This window comes from Jannaschia halovivens (assembly GCF_046452375.1).
Lineage (GTDB): Bacteria > Pseudomonadota > Alphaproteobacteria > Rhodobacterales > Rhodobacteraceae > Jannaschia > Jannaschia halovivens.
Window position 1 is genome coordinate 2,598,968 of record NZ_JBKFDJ010000001.1, and the last position, 16,759, is coordinate 2,615,726.

The following is a 16,759-nucleotide window of genomic DNA, read 5'->3' on the forward strand; positions in this document are numbered from 1 at the left end:
CCTCAGTCGATCGGGACCCGGCGCGTCAGCAGGCCCAGCGTCACCAGCGCGATCAGCCCCGCCACGGCATAGGCCGCGAGGATCGTACGCAGGTCCGAGGCGGGCATCTCACCCACATTCGTGGTCGAGGTCGCGGCCAGCCAGAGCGTCGCGGCAAAGAACAGCCGCCCCAACAGGCTCTGGAGCGAGAGATAGGTCGCGCGGCTGTCATCCGACAGGAGCGGCTGGATCCGGGCGAGGATGAAAGGCCGGGCGAGCGCGTCGGGTATCATCCGGCTGAGCAGGAAGAGGATCGCGAGCGGCCCCGTCGCGAGGGCCAGCGCCCCCGGAAGCGCGATCTGGAGCGCGAAGGCCGCCAGCAGCATCGCGGTCAGGCCGATCCGCGCCCGGATCGTCGGCGCGGCGAGCGACACGAGAAGCGAGACGCCCATCATCGCCGCGGTGATCGCGCCCACGATGACCGGCGTCTCGGAGGCGAAGGCCGTGCCTGCGAGGGCCGCCTCGATGAAGGGCTGGCCGAAAACGAAAGGCACATGGCTGAAGGCATACATGCAGACCGTCAGCGCGAAGAGCCACGCAAGGACCGGCGTCATCAGCGAAACGCGCAGCGTCGACAGGCGCGCGGCAGCCGTCGTCCGTGCGGGCGGCGCGTCGCGGAAGGCGAGCGAGACGCCGAGAAGGGCCGCGAAGGCCAGCGCCGACGCCCAGTAGGGCCAGCCGAGATCGAACCGGGCGATGGCGCCGCCCGCCAGCGCCGAAATCATCAGCCCCGCGAAGGACGCGCGCCAGCCGCGCAGCTCGTGGCGCTCGATCTCATCCGCGCGCCCCTCGGCGGCGAGGCTTTCGTAGAGGAGCGACGAATCCGTGCCCGAGGCGAAGGCCGCGTGGACGCCCAGCAGGACCTGTGCCGCGGCGAACCACCAGAAGTCGCCGCCCAGTGCCTGCATCGTGGCCGTGGCGACGGCGGCGGCGGCCGCGACGATCAGCGTCCTGCGGCGGCCCCAATTGTCCGACAGCCAACCTGACGGCACCTCGAGCGCGGTCGTGGCCACGTCGTAGATCGCGTACATCAGGATCGCCTCGGCAGCCGAGAGCTCGGACTGGATGTAGAGGAACCAAGCCGCCTGCCAGAAGATCAGGCTACCGAGGAACTTGTAGACCGGGTAGAGACGGACGTTTCGCGTCACAGGCGCTCGGTCACGAAGCGGCGGAACGGCATCAGCGTCTCGAACGTATCGGTCAGCGTCGCGACCAGCCCGTCGCCCGATGCGCGCCACCCGTCGGGCAGCGACCGTCCCAGCGCCAGCGACTTGCGCTTGAGCAGCGCGCCGTGGGGATGGTTGGGATCGTAGGGCTTCGGCACCCGCTTGAGCGGCTCCGGCCCGAAGCTCGACAGGTTGGCCCCGCTCTCGTCGATGATCTCGGCCAGCCGGTCGCCCCGGCGATCGACCATCGCGCGGTAGCGGGTCAGGCCGTCCTTGTCGAAACCGGGGATGCCGCAGCCGACAAAGGTGCGGTCGGGCTCGACCCCGAAATAGAAACTGGGCGCGGGGCCGTCCGCGTCTCCCGGCGCCCAAAGCATCGCGAGCATGGTCTTGTAGGGCGACTTGTCCTTGGAGAACCGGACGTCGCGATAGATGCGGAAGACCTTGCCCGCATGGGGGTCGCCCGTCATCCGCGACAGCTCCTCGGCTATGATCTCGGCCAGGAGCTTTGCCGGACCCTCAATTTCGCGCTTCCACTCGGCCTTGCGCGGCTCGAACCAGTCGCGCGTGTTGTTCGCCGCGAGCGCGCCATAGAACGCCTGCGCCCGGTCGATGAAATCGGTGAAGCCATCTGACATGGGTTTACTCCTCGACGTACCGGGCGGAAGGGTAGCGCAAGGAGGCGGCCGATGTCCCTGTCCCTGATCCGCGACAATCGAGATTACCGCTGGCTGATCTCGGCGGCGGGCCTGTCGAACCTGGGCGACGGGGTTTCGGCGCTGGCCTTCCCGTGGCTCGCCTCGCTCATTACGCGCGACCCGCTGCTGATTTCGCTGACGGCGGTCGCGACGCGCCTGCCCTGGCTTCTGCTGGCGCTGCCGGCCGGGGTCTGGACCGACCGCGTGGATCGGCGTGCGCTGATGATCCGGGCCGATCTCTTCCGGTGCCTCCTGACCTTCGGGATCGTGGCCATGGTGATCGCGGCCCCACCCCCCGTGGCGTCCGAGGGCGCGGCGATCGCGGGGCTGTGCGCGGTGGCATTCCTTCTGGGCGCGGCCGAGGTGTTACGCGACAACGCCGCGCAGACGGTCCTGCCCGCCGTGGTGAAGGCCGCGGATCTCGAGGCGGCGAACGGCCAGATCTGGTCGCTGGAGCGGATCATGGGCCATTTCGTCGGCCCGCCGCTGGCCGGTGTCCTGATCGCGCTGGCCCTGCCCGTGCCCTTCGCCTTCGACGCGCTGACTTTCGCAGGTGCGGCAGCGCTCGTCTGGCTGATGGTGATCCCGGCGCGCACCGTGCGCCCCCGGACCGGGTTCTGGCACGAGCTCAAGGCCGGCCTTGCATGGATCTGGGGCCATGTCGTGATCTGGCGGCTGGCGATCATGCTGGGCCTCATCAACGCGGTGGCGATGGCGTCCCTGACGATGCTGGTCCTCTTCAGTCAGGACGTTCTCGGTCTAGGGGCGCTGGGGCATGGCCTCCTGCTGACGGCGGGTGCCGTCGGGGGCGTCATCGGCGGGCTCGGCGCGCCCCGCCTCGCCCGCCGCCTGGGCGGGACGCGAAGCCTGCGGGTGGCGATGGTGATCTTTGCGGCGGCCTACGCGCTGATCGGTCTGGCCGATGCCGCGTGGCTCGTGGCGCTCGCGCTCTTTTCCGAGGCGCTGGGCGGGATGCTCTGGAACGTCGTCACCGTCAGCTACCGGCAGCGGACGATCCCCGACGACATGCTGGGCCGCGTCAACAGCGTCTACCGCTTCTTCGGCTGGGGCATGATGCCGCTGGGTGCGCTGGCCGGAGGGGTCGCCGTCGCCTGGCTCGAGCCGTCGCTGGGGCGAGAGGCGGCGCTGCGCGTGCCCTATCTCGCGGGGGCGGGGGTCATCGCGGTTCTGGGCCTCGCGGCGCTGTTGGTGCTGCGCCTGCCGGATCGGGATCCGGCGTGACCACCGATCTCAGAGCGCTGGTGCCGCTGCTGCTCGCCGCGGCTCTCCTCCTGGCGGGGAACGGGCTCCAGGGCACCCTTGTGGCGCTGCGCGCTTCGGACGCGGGGTTCACGACGCTCACCGTCGGCCTGATCGGTGCGGTCTATTTCGCGGGATTCCTCGCCGCCTGCTTCGCCGCGCCGACCATGATCCGCGCCGTGGGCCATGTGCGGGTCTTCGCCGCGCTGGCCTCGGTCGCGGGGGTCGGCACGCTCCTCCTGGTGCTGGCGATCGACCCGTGGGTCTGGGGCGCGGTGCGCTTCATCATGGGATTCTGCTTCTCGGGGCTGTTCGTCGTCATCGAAAGCTGGCTTAACCAATCGGCCGGGCCGGGCGAGCGTGGTCGAGTCCTGTCGATCTACCGCATCGTCGACCTGAGCGCGGTGACGGGTGGTCAGTTCCTCCTGCCGATCTTCGGCGTGTCTGGGTTCGAGATCTTCGCGGTGACTGCGATTCTATTCGGCCTGTCGCTCCTGCCGGTGGCGCTGTCGAACACGTCGCGCCCGACACCGCCGCAGGCGTTCCGCTTCGATCCCGCGGGGCTCTGGCGTCTGTCGCGGGTGGCCGCGCTAGGGGCCCTGTCGATCGGGCTGACGACCAGCGCATTCCGCCTGATCGGTCCGCTCTACGGGATCGAACTGGGCTTCGACGCCGGACAGGTCGCGCTCTTCATGAATGCGGGGATCGCGGGCGGCGCGGTGCTGCAGCTTCCGTTGGGCCTCATGTCGGACCGCGTCGACCGCCGGCTGGCGCTGCTGGTCGCGACCTGCGGTGCGGTGGGGGCGGGCCTCATCCTGAACACGGTCTCGTCGCCGGTCGCCGTCTATGCGGGCGCCTTCGCCTTCGGGGCGTTCGCGCTGCCGCTCTACTCGCTGGCGGCGGCGCAGGCGAACGACCGGTCGGGCGAAGCGTCGGACTTTGTGGCGATCTCGGCGGGATTGATCTTCTTCTATTCCGTCGGCGCGATCGCGGGCCCATTGGGGGCCGCAGTGCTGATCGAGGCGTTCGGGCCGCAGGCGCTCTTCGGGTACACGAGTGCTGTGCATGGATTGATGGCCGTGCTGACCGCCCTGCAGATGTGGCGGCGCGACGCGGTGCCGCGCGCGGGTCGCGGTCGCGTCGAGGGCCTGCTGCGCACGTCGCCCGCCATATTCGGCTTGGCCAGCCGGTCGGGGCGGAGAAAAAAATAGGCCGGACACGAAGGTCCGGCCAAGTCCAACAGGGAGGTGCGCCCTAGTCACGTACCGGGGACGCGTCCGGCATGTCTTAACGTTAGAACCGGGATCGGGTTAACGTAAGGTTAATTTAGCTGAATCGCCCGATCGCCGCGGGGTTGTGGCCGCGGCGACACGGGGGACAGATCAGGCCATCAGCCGGTATCCGCCGCTCTCGGTGACCAGCAGACGGGCGTTCGAGGGGTCCGGTTCGATCTTCTGGCGCAGCCGGTAGATATGGGTTTCGAGCGTGTGGGTGGTTACCCCGGCATTGTAGCCCCAGACCTCGTGCAGGAGCACATCGCGGGCCACCGTGCCGTCGCCCGAGCGGTAGAGGAACTTAAGGATGTTCGTCTCTTTCTCGGTCAGGCGGATCTTCTTGTCGTCCTCGGTCACGAGCATCTTCTGAGCGGGCTTGAACGTGTACGGCCCCAGCGTGAAGATCGCGTCCTCGGACTGCTCGTGGGTGCGGAGCTGGGCGCGGATGCGGGCCAGGAGTACCGGAAACTTGAACGGCTTGGTCACGTAGTCGTTGGCACCCGCGTCGAGGCCCAGGATCGTGTCCGCGTCGCTGTCATGGCCGGTCAGCATCACGACGGGGCACTTGACGCCGGACTTGCGCATCAGGCGACAGAGCTCGCGCCCGTCGGTATCGGGCAGGCCGACATCGAGCACGACGAGGTCGTAGGGCTGCTCCTTGGCGCGCGACATGCCGGTGGCGCCCGAGTCGGCTTCGAAGACGTCGAAATCCTCGGTCATCACCAGTTGCTCGGCCAGCGCGTCGCGCAGGTCGTCGTCGTCGTCCACCAGCAGGATCTTCTTCAGGTTCGCCATCGTTCGCCTCCATCTGTTGGGCCGAACGTGCCCGCCGCGGCCGCCTGCGCCAAGGGTCCGCGCGCGCATCTCACGGCCCGCTCACGCCGACGTGTCGCCAAGCGCGGAATTGTTTCATATGTGGAAGGTCGCGCGGGCCGCTCCGCGCGATTTGTTACAGGATCCGCCGCGCGATGATGCTCCCGACCCCATCCGAACTGGCCGCCCGCGCGCGTGCAGACCTGCGGGTCGGCCTGCCGGTGGCCATCGGCGGCGTCGTGCTGGCGTCAGTCGAGACGCTGTCGGTCGAGCGGCTGGCGGCGATGGACGCGGCGGGCCCGCTCGTGCTGGCCGTGACCGCGCGGCGGGCCGAGACGCTGCGCGCCCGGGCCTATGATGGCGATCTCGCGCGGATCGAGGTGCCATCAGGCGCGGATACCGCGTGGCTGCGGGCGGTGGCCGACCCGGCGCGGGATCTCGACCTGCCGATGAAGGGGCCGCTCGTCACGTGTCGGGACGACACGGCGGGCCCCTGGCGCGACGGCCTGCGGTTGGCGAAGGGGGCCGAACTCCTGCCCGCGGTCGTGGGGGTCGAGATGCCGGCGCCCGAGGGGATCACAGTCTTGCCCGTGGGCGCGATCATCGGACATGACCCGGCCCCCCGCGCCGTCGCGGCGGCGCGCGTTCCGCTCGAGGTGCATCGCGCGGGGCGGGTACATGTCTTCCGCGAGCGGGGCGGCGGCACCGAGCATTCGGCGGTCGAGATCGGCCAGGTGGACCGCGCCGCGCCCGTCCTCGTGCGTCTGCATTCGGCCTGCTTCACTGGCGACGTTCTGGGCTCGGTCAAGTGCGATTGCGGCCCCCAGCTTCATGCCGCGCTCGAGGCGATGGCGCGGGAGAGCGGAATCCTGCTTTATCTTCAACAGGAAGGGCGAGGCATCGGTCTGGCCAACAAGATGCGGGCCTACGATCTGCAGGACCAGGGCTTCGACACGGTGGAGGCCAATCACCGGCTGGGCTTCGAGGATGACGAGCGCGATCTGCGCCTCGGGGCGGGGCTGCTGCGACGGTTGGGCGTCGCGCGCATTCGGCTGATGACGAACAATCCGCGCAAGATCGACGTGCTGCGCGCGGAGGGGATCGAGGTCGTGGAACGTGTGCCGCTGCGGGTCGGACGCCGGACCGAAAACGCGGGCTACCTGGACGTGAAGCGCGCGAAATCCGGGCATCTGGAATGAGGGTTGCGCGCCATCGGGGATGGCACGCCCGGCGGGCCGCCGCAGGGGGCATCGAGCCCCCCGCGGCGGCGGTCTCCGACGGAGGTATTTCGGGCCAGAGGATGATCGGGCCCGCCGATCTCGTGGTGCGGCCGGGCGGTGTCCGGTTCGCGGGTGTGACGTTTCCCTGTTCCCTCGGACGAGGCGGGATCCGTGCGGACAAGCGCGAAGGGGACGGGGCGACGCCCGCTGGTCTGCACCGCATTGTCGGGATGCTCTGGTGCGCCGACCGGATGGCGCGGCCCGCCGATTGGGCGATGCCGATCGGGCCGCGCGACCTCTGGTGCGACGATGTGGGGCACCCGGCCTACAATCGGGCCGTCAGCGCGCCCTTCGCGGGGTCGGCCGAACGGCTACGGCGGGCCGATCCGCTCTACGACCTCGTACTCCTGACGGATTGGAACTGGCCCGAAGCGCGGCCGGGGCGGGGCAGCGCGATCTTCCTGCATCGCTGGCGCCGGCCCGGCGCGCCGACCGAGGGCTGCGTCGCGTTCGATCCCGCGGACCTGGCGTGGATCGCCCGGCGCGTCGTGCCCGGAACGCGGGTGATCGTCGGGGGCTAGGCCGCGACGCGGTCGCCGAAAATCGCGCTACCGACACGGATATGGGTCGCGCCCAGCGCGATGGCCTGCTCGAAATCGGCGGACATGCCCATGCTGAGCCCCGCGACGCCGTTGCGCGCGGCGATCTTGGCCAGAAGCGCGAAATGCAGCGACGGCGTCTCGTCGGCGGGGGGGATGCACATCAGTCCCGCGATGGGCAGATCCATGGCGCGCACGTCGCGGATGAAGGCATCGGCCTCGCGCGGAGGGATGCCGGCCTTCTGGTCCTCCTCGCCGGTATTCACCTGCAGGAAGAGGGCGGGGCAGTCTCCGGTCTCCTGCGCGATATCGGCGATGCGGCGGGCGATCTTGGGGCGATCGATCGAATGGATCGCGTGGAAGAGGTCCATCGCCGCCCGGACCTTGTTGGATTGGAGCGGTCCGAGGAGATGCAGCTCGGTGCCCCGAAAGGCGTCGAGCCAGGCGGGCCACTTTCCCTGCGCCTCCTGGACGCGGTTCTCGCCGAAGGATCGATGGCCCGCGGCCAGCACGGCCTCGACACGCTCGGGCGGCTGGACCTTCGAGACCGCGATGAGCGTCACTTCGGCGGGCGAGCGGTCGGCCTTGGCACATGCGGCGTCGATGCGGGCGGTAATCTGGGGCAGGGACATGGGCGGCCTCCGGAGGGATGGACCGGTCATGCCAAACGAAGAAGGGCGGGCACAAGGCCCGCCCTTCCCGACTTGTGATCCGTAAGGATCAGAAGTTCATGCGCACACCGAAGGAGACGGTGTCGTTGTCGACGTTGATGCCGGGAGCGAACGCGCCGCCGGAAACTTCCGAGTGACCGTAGCCCAGCTGGATGATCGCGCCACCGCCGAGGTCGTAGTTGGCGGCGATGCCGTAGCCTTCGGCTTCCGGACCGGCGTCGTGGTCGTACTTGCCGTAGTTCACGCCAACCGAGATCGCACCGGTGGTGTAACCCACGCCGACGCCGATGTGATCGGTGTCGAAGCCGTTGGTCAGGATGCGACCGCCGACGACCGTGGTCGCACCGACGGTGTCCGTCACGCCGAGCGCGTCATCGAGACCGGTCGTCGCAGCAGAGGTGGCCGTGGCCGCGGTGCCGCCGAACGGGAAGTGGTTCTCGTAGGACATGTACGACAGGCCAGCCTGCCAACCGCCGGCGAAGCTCGAGTTGATCGAGAGGCCGTAGGTGTCGAGGTCGATGTCGCCCGCGCCCAGGTTGACCGAAGCCGTCTGGAAACCAGCGCCCAGGCCGAGCTCGGCGCCGCCGAAGTCGAGCTGGTAGGTCATACCAAGACCGAAGACGTCGTCGGTGTCGACGATGTCGGCGCTGGCAGCGCTCGGGTACTGGGTGTCGTCCAGTTCGGCCGAGACCGCGATCCCGAAGTCACCGAAGGAGTAGTCGTAGCGGACGATCTGACCGTCATACAGGCCGTCGAGGCCGGCATTGCCGTTGAAGCCCGTGTGGCCCGTCTCGGCGTCGTCGATCGAACCCGCGGCGAAGTTGACTTCCTGCAGGGCCCAGTCGAGGGCACCGTCGGTGTCGCCGGCGGTCAGGGTACCGAAGGCGCCCGAGATGAAGATCGTCTCGCCGCCCTGGGTGGCGTCGCCGAACGCGTCGCCATCGTCCGACTCGTCGAGGTCGATCGTGGCACCGAAGGTCAGGCCGCCATCGGTTTCGCCGGCCATCGTGAAGGTCACGTCGATGTCGGTGAAGAAGCCCACGTCGGTGTTGGCGGCAACGGCGGTGCCGGCACCGTAGGTGAAGCCACCCGCGTCGCGGATACCCATTTCGGCGTTACCGGAGATGGTGACATCGGCCGCGGCGACGCCCGTCAGGGCGACCAGTGCGGTGGATGCAAAGAGAACTTTTTTCATAGTTTTCCCTCTAGATTTCGTTCGTCCCCACCACGGGAATCGCGTTGGGCGTGGTTGTCGTTTCTACCATCGGCCCCCGCGCTGCAAGGAAGCCCCTGAAGGCCCGCCGGATTTCGCCCTTTTACCGGTGCGGTTCTGCCACAGTGGGGGCAGGGGTGCCCAAGTTGGGACAAACTCGACCCCGGAGCGTGGCCCGAAGGGCGCAGGATACCTTGTCCGAGGACGCGCATCCGGGGTAGGCAGGGCGCGAAAGATCGAAGGGGACGACAGATGCGGGCGAAGACCGTGCGAAATTGGGTCGTGGGCATGACGCTCGCCGGAGTTCTCGCCGGGTGCGGCAATGGCACGTTGTTCGGCCAGACCCGCGCCGAGCGGATCGCGGCACAGGACAATCCGGCCGACCGCGCGAGCGAGGGGCGCCAGGTGACCTCCCAGCAGTCGTCCGTGTTCGACCTCTTCAACAACCGGGACGACCCGAACGTCACGCTCGAGGTGAACCGCTATCTCTGGGCCGCGTCGCTCGACGTGCTGTCCTTCATGCCGGTGCAGAACGCGGATCCGTTCTCGGGCGTGATCCAGTTCGGATACGGTACCCCGCCCGGTGGCGGGCGGGCCTACCAGGCGACGGTCTACGTGCAGGACCCCGCGCTCGACGCGCGCAGCCTCAACGTGGCGCTGCGCAGCCGGGGCGGCACGGTCAACCGCGAGACCCAGCGCGCCATCGAGGACGCGATCCTGACACGGGCCCGGCAGCTGCGCATCCGCGACAGCAACCTCTAAGGCTCCCCTCGCGCGGCCCGCGGCACGGGCGCGCGACACGAAAACAGACATCCGCGCCCGGCGCCCGCGTGGTCCGGGCGCCTGCATGACAGGATGCGAGATGAGCTACGACAGCACCGCGATCGAGGCGAAGTGGCAGGCGGCCTGGGATGAAGCCGACCTGTTCCGCGCCACCCGGAGCGACAAGCCGAAATACTACGTGCTCGAGATGTTCCCCTATCCGTCGGGGCGCATCCATATCGGGCATGTCCGCAACTACGCGATGGGCGACGTCGTGGCGCGCTACAAGGCCGCGCGCGGCTTCTCGGTGCTGCATCCGATGGGCTGGGACGCCTTCGGGATGCCGGCCGAGAACGCCGCGATGGCGTCGGGCGGGCATCCGAAGACCTGGACCTACGACAATATCGACGTGATGCGCGGCCAGATGAAGCCGCTGGGCCTCTCGATCGACTGGAGCCGCGAGTTCGCGACCTGCGACCCCGAGTATTACGGCCAGCAGCAGGCGCTGTTCCTCGACATGCTCGACGCGGGCCTGGTCTATCGCAAGCCCGCCGTCGTGAACTGGGACCCGGTCGACATGACAGTGCTGGCCAACGAACAGGTCATCGACGGCCGCGGCTGGCGCTCGGGCGCCGAGGTCGAGCGCAAGGAGCTGACGCAGTGGGCCTTCGCGATCTCGTCGATGGCCGAGGACCTGCTTGCCGGGCTGGGGAAGTTGGAGGACTGGCCCGACAAGGTGCGGCTGATGCAGGAGAACTGGATCGGCAAGTCGCGCGGGTTGGAGATGACCTTCGCGCTCTCCGCGCCCGCGCACGGCCATGACGGGATCGAGATCTACACCACGCGCCCCGACACGCTGCGCGGCGCGTCCTTCATCGCCATCGCGCCCGAGCATCCGCTGGCCAGGGCGCTGGCGGCCGACGATGCCGATCTGGCGGCCTTCGCGGTGGATATACGCCGGGGCGGCACCACCGAGGAGGCGCTGGAGAAGGCCGAAAAGCGCGGCTACGACACCGGATTGGCGGTCGAGAACCCGCTGGGTGGGACGCTCCCCGTCTGGGTCGCGAACTTCGTCCTGATGGATTACGGCACCGGCGCGATCTTCGGCTGCCCCGCGCACGACCAGCGCGATCTCGACTTCGCGCGAAAGTACGATCTGGCCGTGATCGACACCTTCGTGGCGCTCGATGACGGTACGCCGGTCGCGGACGAGGCCTTCGTCCCGCCCAAGACCGAGACCGTGCGCTGGATCGACCAGCCTGCTGGTATCGACGTCGCCACCGGTCAGGAGGCGATCGACGCGACAATCGACTGGGCCGAGGCGCAGGGCATCGGGCGTGGCCGCGTCCAGTACCGCCTGCGCGACTGGGGCCTGAGCCGCCAGCGCTACTGGGGCTGCCCGATCCCGGTGGTGCATTGCGACGCCTGCGGCGTGGTGCCCGAGAAGAAGGAAAACCTGCCGGTTGAATTGCCCGAAGATGTCAGCTTCGACGTGCCCGGCAACCCGCTGGATCGCCATCCGACGTGGCGCGACGTGGTCTGCCCGACATGCGGTGCGGCCGCGAAGCGCGAGACCGACACGATGGACACCTTCGTCGATTCCTCGTGGTACTACGCACGCTTCACCGCGCCCCGCGCCGATACACCGACCATGGCCGAAGACGTCGCCTACTGGATGAATGTCGACCAGTATATCGGCGGGGTCGAGCACGCGATCCTGCACCTGCTCTACAGCCGGTTCTTCGCCCGCGCGATGGTCCGGACCGGGCACCTGCCGCAAGGCACCGAAGAGCCGTTCGACGCGCTCTTCACGCAAGGGATGGTGACGCACCCCGCCTATGCGACGAAGGACGATCGGGGTCGCACGGTCTATCACCTCCCCGAGGAGATCGACCGCGACAGCAGGACCGTGCGCGAGACCGGCGCGGTGATCGAGGTCATTCCCGCGATCAAGATGTCCAAGTCGAAGAAGAACGTCGTCGATCCGATGGACATCATCGCGCAGTACGGCGCCGACACGGCCCGCTGGTTCGTGCTGTCCGACAGCCCGCCGGAGCGTGATTTCGAATGGACGCCCGAGGGGGCCGAGGCGGTACACAAGCATCTGCGCCGGGTGCATCGGCTGGCCGAGGATATCGCGCGCGCCGACCGGCCGAGCGGTCCTGCGGATGCCGACCTGCACCGCGCGACCGCCAAGGCGATCCACGAGGTGACCGAGGGAATCGACGGCTTCGCGTTCAACAAGTCGGTCGCCAAGCTCTACGAGTTCACCAATACGCTGAATCGCTCGGATGCGGGGGCCGAGGCGCGGCGCATGGCGATGCGGGTTCTGGCGCAGTTGATGGCCCCGATGACGCCGCATCTGGCCGAGGAGGTCTGGCGCATGGCGGGTGGCGAGGGCTTCGTGATCCACGCCGAATGGCCGGTCGCGGACCCGGCGCTCCTGGTCGACGACACGGTGACGTTGCCAATCCAGGTCAACGGCAAGAAGCGGTCAGAGGTCGTCGTGCCCAAGGACATGGCCAAGGACGCGATCGAGGCGCTGGTGCTGGAGGATGAGACCGTGCGTCGTATGCTCGACGGCGCGGTGCCGAAGAAGCTGATCGTCGTGCCGGGACGGATCGTCAATGTCGTGGTCTAGGCGCGCCGTCTTCGCCGCATCGCTCGGCGCCCTGCTGTCGGGTTGCGGCTTCACGGCGGTCTATGGGCCGGCGGGGGGCGGCACGGCCCTGCGCGGCGCCATCCTCGCCGCCGAACCGGACACCGATTTCGGCTTTGCCTTCGTGCGCCAGTTCGAGGAGCGTCTGGGGCTGCCGGATGCGCCGCGCTGGACCCTCGACTATGTCTTCGCCGCCGAGGAGGTCGCGCTGGCCATCGACGGGTCCAACAACATCACGCGGTTCAACCTCGAAGGCGCGCTGCGCTGGACGCTATCTCCCACCGGCTCGGACGTGGTGCTGCTGCAGGGGACGGAGCGCAGCTTCACCGCCTATTCCGCCAGCGGATCGACCATCTCGACCCTCGCCTCCGAACGCGATGCCGAGCGGCGGCTGGCGGTGATCCTGGCCGACAAGGTGGTGGCGCGGCTTCTGGCCGAGGCGCCGCTGCCCGCGACCCCGTGAACCTGCGGGGCGCGCAGGCCACGCGCTTCTTCGCGACGCCCGATCCCACCACGGCGGGCGCTTTGATCTATGGCGGCGACGCCATGCGGGTCGCGTTGAAGCGCCAGGAGCTGATCGCCAATCTCGCGGGTCCGACCGCCGACGAGGAAATGCGCCTGACCCGCATGTCGGGGGCCGAGGCCAAGGCTGATCCCACCGCCGTGACCGACGCGCTGAAGGCCGTGGGCTTCTTTCCGGGCCCGCGCGTCGTTTTCGTCGACGGCGTCACCGAGGTACAGGCCGCCCCGGTGATCGCGGCGTTGGCGGACTGGGCGGCGGGCGATGCCGCGCTGGTCGTGACCGGCGGGGCGCTGAAGAAGACCTCGAAGTTGCGCAAGGCATTCGAGGGGCATGCCAAGGCGGTGGCGGTCGGACTCTACGATGATCCGATGTCGCGCGAGGAGATCGAGGCTGCCATCGCCGCCGAGGGCCTGACGCTCGACCCCGACGCGCGGCGCGATATCGACGCGCTGGCGTTGGCGCTCGATCCCGGCGACTTCCGCCAGACGCTGACGAAAATCGCGCTTTATGCCGGGGGCGAGACCGTCGGCTCCGAAGCGGTCGGTCTGATGGCGCCCGCCACCATCGACGCCGAGACCGACGAGGTGATCGCGGCGGCCGCCGATGGGCGCGCGGGCGCCATCGGCCCCCTGATGCAGCGGCTGGGCGGGCAGGGGGTCGCTGCGGTAACGTTGGTGATCTTCGCCACCCGACATTTCCAGCAACTTCACGCGGCGGCGGTCGGCGGCGGCGTGGGCAACCTTCGCCCGCCGGTCTTCGGGCCGCGCCGCGACGCGATGGACCGGCAGGTCCGCGCCTGGGGGGCGGCCCGGCTCGAGACGGCGCTCGCGCTGCTGATGGAGACCGACCTGACGCTGCGGTCCGCCTCGCGCGCGCCGGCCCTTGCGGTGATGGAGCGTGCCCTGATCCGACTTGCGATGATGGCGCGGACCTGACCTTTGCCCTAGGTTCCCGGTTCAGGGGGCTGGGAGGATCGCGATGTATCGATTGTACGGGCAGGTGAAGAGCCGGGCGATGCGACCGCTCTGGCTCTTGGAGGAGCTGGGCGAGACCTTCGATTTCGTCGGAACGGACCCCCGGTCGCCTGAAGCCTTCGCGGTTTCGCCGCTGGGCAAGATCCCGGTGCTCGAAACCGATGACGGGCTGCTGTTCGATTCCGTCGCGATGATGACGATGCTCGCCGACCGCGCGGGCCGCTTCACGCATCCGGCGGGCAGTTACGAACGCGGGCGGCAGGATGCCCTGACCAACACGATCAACGAGACCTTCGACGCCGTTCTCTGGGCCTATGCCAAGCACAGTTTCATCCTGCCCGAGGATCAGCGCGTGCCGGCCGTGAAGGACAGCCTGCGCTGGCAGTTCGGGCGCTACGGCGCCGTCATGGCCGATCTTCTGGGCGATGGGCCGTACCTGATGGGCGAGGAGCCCGTGATCCCGGACATTCTGCTGGCGCATTGCTGCGGCTGGGCCGCGGGCCTCAAGTTCGACCTGCCCGACGCATTGCGGGCGCATATGAACACGATGCGGGCACGCCCCGCCTTCCGGAGGGCGATCGCGCATGGCTGATATCGGGATATGGGGCCTGGGCTCCATGGGGATGGGCATGGGGCAGTCGCTGCTGCGCGCCGGGCACCGCGTGGCCGGGCACGATGTGCGGCCAGGGGTGACGCTCGACGGGGGCACGCCCCTCGCGCCCGAAGCGATCTCGACGGCCGTCCTCGTGGTGCTGAACGCGGCACAGACCGAGGACGTGCTCTTCGGGTCATCGGGCATCGCGGACTCGCTGGCCGAGGGAGCGGTCGTGATCGCCTGCGCCACGGTCCCGCCGGCCTTCGCGCGCGACATGGCGGCGCGCTGTTCGACGCTGGGGCTGCACTATCTCGACGCGCCGATCTCGGGCGGGGCCGCCAAGGCGGCGACCGGCCAACTCTCGATCATGGCCTCGGGCAGTGCGCCGGCCTTCGCCGCCGCGCGCCCCGCGCTCGACGCGATGGCCGAGACGGTGTTCGAGCTGGGCGAGGCCGGTGCCGGATCGGCCATGAAGGCGGTCAACCAGATGCTGGCGGGCACGCATATCGCCGCCATGGCCGAGGCGATGGTCTTCGGCATGACGCAAGGGGTTAGCCCGGCCCAGTTCATGGAAGTGATCCCGTCCTGCGCGGGCACATCCTGGATGCTGGAGAACCGTGGACCGCATATCCGAGACGGCGACTACACGCCCCGCTCGGCGGTGCCGATCTGGCTCAAGGATCTCGGGATCGTGGGCGAGATCGCGGCGGCGGCGGGGATCGAGATGCCGCTGACCGAGACCGCGCTCTCGCGGTTCCGTGACGCGGCGGCGCTGGGCCTCTCTGACGAGGACGACGCTGCGGTCGCCAAGGTCTATGCCCGCCAGGCCGGGCTCGACCTGCCATGAGCGCCGAGGCGCGGCTGCGCGAGACGATCTGCACGCTGGCCCGATCGCTCTTCGACCGGGGACTGACCCATGGGTCGACCGGCAATATCTCGGCCCGGACCGAGGATGGCGGGCTGCTCGTCTCGCCCACCGGGACCAGCTTCGGGCGGCTCGATCCCGGGCGGCTTGCGCGCTTCGATGCCGGCGGCACACATGTCGGCGGTGACCGCCCGACCAAGGAAATGCCGCTCCATTCGGCCTTCTACGATACGCGCAGCACGGCCGGGGCGGTCGTGCATCTGCATTCGTGCCATTCCGTCGCGCTCTCGATGCTGGCCGAGCCGGGCGAGCCGTTCCTTCCGCCGCTGACACCCTATGGCATCATGCAGCTGGGGCGCGTCGAGCTGTTGCCGTTCTTCCTGCCGGGCGATCCGGCGATGGGCAATGCGGTGCGGGGGCTGGCAGGCAAGCGGTCGGCGGTGATGCTGGCCAATCATGGGCCGGTGGTCGCGGGCCGCGATATCGAGGCCGCCTGCAACGCCATCGAGGAACTCGAGGCGACGGCGAAGCTGGCCCTTCTGACGCGCGGGATGGGACCACGGGGCCTCGATGACGGCCAGGTGCGTGACGTTGTGACCAAATTCGATGTGGAGTGGGACGTATGAAGTTTTCGGCCAATTTGGGATTTCTCTGGACCGATCGTGCGCTACCGGACGCGATCCGGGCGGCCAAGGCGGCCGGGTTCGACGCGGTCGAGCTGCATTGGCCCTACGACACACCCGCCGCCGAGACCCGTGCGGCACTCGACGAGACGGGACTGCCATGCCTGGGGCTGAACACGCGGAACGGTACGACGAACGGGCTGGGCGCGCTTCCGGGTCGCGAGGCGGAGGCCAGGGCGGCCATCGACGAGGCTGTCACCTATGCGCGCGAGATCGGCGCGGGCGCGGTCCACGCGATGGCCGGGTTCGCCGAAGGATCGGCGGCGGACGCGACCTTTCGCGAAACGCTCGCCTATGCCTGCGACGCGGCCCCCGATCTGACCATCCTGATCGAGCCGCTGAACCGCCACGACGCGCCGGGCTATTTCCTGACGACGACGGGGCAGGCGGTCGTCCTGATCGACGCGCTGGCGAAACCGAACCTGAAGCTGATGTTCGACTGCTACCACGTGCAGATCATGGAAGGCGACCTGACCCGCCGCTTCGGCGAGGTGCGGGATGTGGTGGGTCATGTCCAGTTCGCGGGGGTGCCCGCACGTGGCCGCCCGGACGAGGGCGAGATCGCCTATGACCGGCTGCTGCCCGTACTGGACTGGAGCGGGCCGTTCGGGGCCGAGTACAAGCCCGGCGGCGATACCGGCGCGACCCTGGACTGGTTGCGCGCCTGGCCGCGATAGTCGGACCGCCCCGGGCGGTCCGACCCGGGGGGGGGGGGGGGGGGGGGGGGGGGGGGGCGCGGGGGGCG

At 69.1% G+C, this 16,759-nt stretch carries 17 protein-coding genes; 12 read left to right on the forward strand and 5 right to left on the reverse strand.

Annotated features, from left to right (window positions below; genetic code table 11):
- Positions 1-2: 2 nt before the first annotated feature.
- Both ACK8OR_RS13135 and ACK8OR_RS13140 read right to left on the reverse strand, forming a co-directional pair.
- A complete protein-coding gene (locus tag ACK8OR_RS13135) occupies positions 3-1,187 on the reverse strand; it encodes an MFS transporter (RefSeq protein WP_410189829.1) in 1,185 nt (394 codons plus the stop codon).
- Positions 1,184-1,843 carry a DUF2461 domain-containing protein gene (locus ACK8OR_RS13140; RefSeq protein ID WP_410189830.1) on the reverse strand — a complete coding sequence of 220 codons (660 nt, stop codon included), beginning with the start codon at positions 1,841-1,843 and terminating at the stop codon, positions 1,184-1,186. Before ACK8OR_RS13140 ends, ACK8OR_RS13135 begins: the two co-directional genes overlap by 4 nt.
- A gap of 51 nt (positions 1,844-1,894) precedes the next feature.
- Here ACK8OR_RS13140 and ACK8OR_RS13145 point away from each other — a divergent pair, with 51 nt between their 5' ends.
- Both ACK8OR_RS13145 and ACK8OR_RS13150 read left to right on the forward strand, forming a co-directional pair.
- A complete protein-coding gene (locus tag ACK8OR_RS13145; RefSeq protein ID WP_410189831.1) occupies positions 1,895-3,145 on the forward strand; it encodes an MFS transporter in 1,251 nt (416 codons plus the stop codon).
- Positions 3,142-4,374: an MFS transporter gene (locus tag ACK8OR_RS13150; protein WP_410189832.1), complete on the forward strand. Its 1,233-nt coding sequence runs from the start codon at positions 3,142-3,144 to the stop codon at positions 4,372-4,374. Before ACK8OR_RS13145 ends, ACK8OR_RS13150 begins: the two co-directional genes overlap by 4 nt.
- 171 nt (positions 4,375-4,545) lie before the next feature.
- On the opposite strand, the gene ACK8OR_RS13155 is transcribed toward ACK8OR_RS13150, so the two are convergent.
- On the reverse strand, positions 4,546-5,232 hold the full coding sequence (locus ACK8OR_RS13155) for a response regulator transcription factor (protein WP_298438304.1): 687 nt from the start codon (positions 5,230-5,232) through the stop codon (positions 4,546-4,548).
- 173 nt (positions 5,233-5,405) lie between these two features.
- Here ACK8OR_RS13155 and ribA point away from each other — a divergent pair, with 173 nt between their 5' ends.
- Entirely contained in the window at positions 5,406-6,449 is a 1,044-nt protein-coding gene (ribA, locus tag ACK8OR_RS13160; protein ID WP_410189833.1) for a GTP cyclohydrolase II, read from the forward strand.
- 104 nt (positions 6,450-6,553) lie between these two features.
- On the forward strand, positions 6,554-7,051 hold the full coding sequence (locus ACK8OR_RS13165; protein WP_410189907.1) for a L,D-transpeptidase family protein: 498 nt from the start codon (positions 6,554-6,556) through the stop codon (positions 7,049-7,051).
- Here the strand turns inward: ACK8OR_RS13165 and ACK8OR_RS13170 are convergent.
- Together ACK8OR_RS13170 and ACK8OR_RS13175 are read right to left on the reverse strand one after the other, a co-directional pair.
- Entirely contained in the window at positions 7,048-7,701 is a 654-nt protein-coding gene (locus ACK8OR_RS13170; protein WP_410189834.1) for a YggS family pyridoxal phosphate-dependent enzyme, read from the reverse strand. The two genes, ACK8OR_RS13165 and ACK8OR_RS13170, sit on opposite strands and share 4 nt — an antisense overlap.
- A gap of 88 nt (positions 7,702-7,789) precedes the next feature.
- Positions 7,790-8,935 carry a porin gene (locus ACK8OR_RS13175; protein WP_410189835.1) on the reverse strand — a complete coding sequence of 382 codons (1,146 nt, stop codon included), beginning with the start codon at positions 8,933-8,935 and terminating at the stop codon, positions 7,790-7,792.
- 270 nt (positions 8,936-9,205) lie between these two features.
- On the opposite strand from ACK8OR_RS13175, the gene ACK8OR_RS13180 reads away from it, so the two are divergent.
- From ACK8OR_RS13180 to ACK8OR_RS13215, 8 genes are all read left to right on the forward strand, one after another.
- Entirely contained in the window at positions 9,206-9,715 is a 510-nt protein-coding gene (locus ACK8OR_RS13180) for a DUF3576 domain-containing protein (protein WP_410189836.1), read from the forward strand.
- A 100-nt stretch (positions 9,716-9,815) separates the two neighbouring features.
- The gene (leuS, locus tag ACK8OR_RS13185) at positions 9,816-12,356 is read left to right on the forward strand and encodes a leucine--tRNA ligase (RefSeq protein WP_410189837.1); all 2,541 of its coding nucleotides are present in this window, start codon (positions 9,816-9,818) and stop codon (positions 12,354-12,356) included.
- Positions 12,343-12,837 carry an LPS assembly lipoprotein LptE gene (gene lptE / locus ACK8OR_RS13190; protein WP_410189838.1) on the forward strand — a complete coding sequence of 165 codons (495 nt, stop codon included), beginning with the start codon at positions 12,343-12,345 and terminating at the stop codon, positions 12,835-12,837. The genes leuS and lptE overlap by 14 nt, the downstream gene beginning before the upstream one ends.
- Positions 12,834-13,832 carry a DNA polymerase III subunit delta gene (holA, locus tag ACK8OR_RS13195; RefSeq protein ID WP_410189839.1) on the forward strand — a complete coding sequence of 333 codons (999 nt, stop codon included), beginning with the start codon at positions 12,834-12,836 and terminating at the stop codon, positions 13,830-13,832. Before lptE ends, holA begins: the two co-directional genes overlap by 4 nt.
- Before the next feature lie 43 nt (positions 13,833-13,875).
- Complete coding sequence (locus ACK8OR_RS13200) at positions 13,876-14,463, forward strand: glutathione S-transferase family protein (RefSeq protein WP_298438323.1); 588 nt, start codon at positions 13,876-13,878, stop codon at positions 14,461-14,463.
- Positions 14,456-15,313 carry an L-threonate dehydrogenase gene (gene ltnD / locus ACK8OR_RS13205; RefSeq protein WP_410189840.1) on the forward strand — a complete coding sequence of 286 codons (858 nt, stop codon included), beginning with the start codon at positions 14,456-14,458 and terminating at the stop codon, positions 15,311-15,313. Before ACK8OR_RS13200 ends, ltnD begins: the two co-directional genes overlap by 8 nt.
- Entirely contained in the window at positions 15,310-15,957 is a 648-nt protein-coding gene (otnC, locus tag ACK8OR_RS13210) for a 3-oxo-tetronate 4-phosphate decarboxylase (RefSeq protein WP_410189841.1), read from the forward strand. Before ltnD ends, otnC begins: the two co-directional genes overlap by 4 nt.
- On the forward strand, positions 15,954-16,691 hold the full coding sequence (locus ACK8OR_RS13215; protein ID WP_410189842.1) for a hydroxypyruvate isomerase family protein: 738 nt from the start codon (positions 15,954-15,956) through the stop codon (positions 16,689-16,691). The genes otnC and ACK8OR_RS13215 overlap by 4 nt, the downstream gene beginning before the upstream one ends.
- Positions 16,692-16,759: the final 68 nt, after the last annotated feature.

Coding starts and splice junctions, on each gene's coding strand:
- lptE (WP_410189838.1), top strand. CDS start 12,343: ATGTCGTGGTCTAGGCGCGCCGTCTTCGCCGCATCGCTCGGCGCCCTG.
- ACK8OR_RS13180 (WP_410189836.1), top strand. CDS start 9,206: ATGCGGGCGAAGACCGTGCGAAATTGGGTCGTGGGCATGACGCTCGCC.
- ltnD (WP_410189840.1), top strand. CDS start 14,456: ATGGCTGATATCGGGATATGGGGCCTGGGCTCCATGGGGATGGGCATG.
- ACK8OR_RS13155 (WP_298438304.1), bottom strand. CDS start 5,232: ATGGCGAACCTGAAGAAGATCCTGCTGGTGGACGACGACGACGACCTG.
- ACK8OR_RS13140 (WP_410189830.1), bottom strand. CDS start 1,843: ATGTCAGATGGCTTCACCGATTTCATCGACCGGGCGCAGGCGTTCTAT.
- ACK8OR_RS13200 (WP_298438323.1), top strand. CDS start 13,876: ATGTATCGATTGTACGGGCAGGTGAAGAGCCGGGCGATGCGACCGCTC.
- ribA (WP_410189833.1), top strand. CDS start 5,406: ATGATGCTCCCGACCCCATCCGAACTGGCCGCCCGCGCGCGTGCAGAC.
- ACK8OR_RS13170 (WP_410189834.1), bottom strand. CDS start 7,701: ATGTCCCTGCCCCAGATTACCGCCCGCATCGACGCCGCATGTGCCAAG.
- ACK8OR_RS13175 (WP_410189835.1), bottom strand. CDS start 8,935: ATGAAAAAAGTTCTCTTTGCATCCACCGCACTGGTCGCCCTGACGGGC.
- otnC (WP_410189841.1), top strand. CDS start 15,310: ATGAGCGCCGAGGCGCGGCTGCGCGAGACGATCTGCACGCTGGCCCGA.
- ACK8OR_RS13145 (WP_410189831.1), top strand. CDS start 1,895: ATGTCCCTGTCCCTGATCCGCGACAATCGAGATTACCGCTGGCTGATC.
- leuS (WP_410189837.1), top strand. CDS start 9,816: ATGAGCTACGACAGCACCGCGATCGAGGCGAAGTGGCAGGCGGCCTGG.
- ACK8OR_RS13215 (WP_410189842.1), top strand. CDS start 15,954: ATGAAGTTTTCGGCCAATTTGGGATTTCTCTGGACCGATCGTGCGCTA.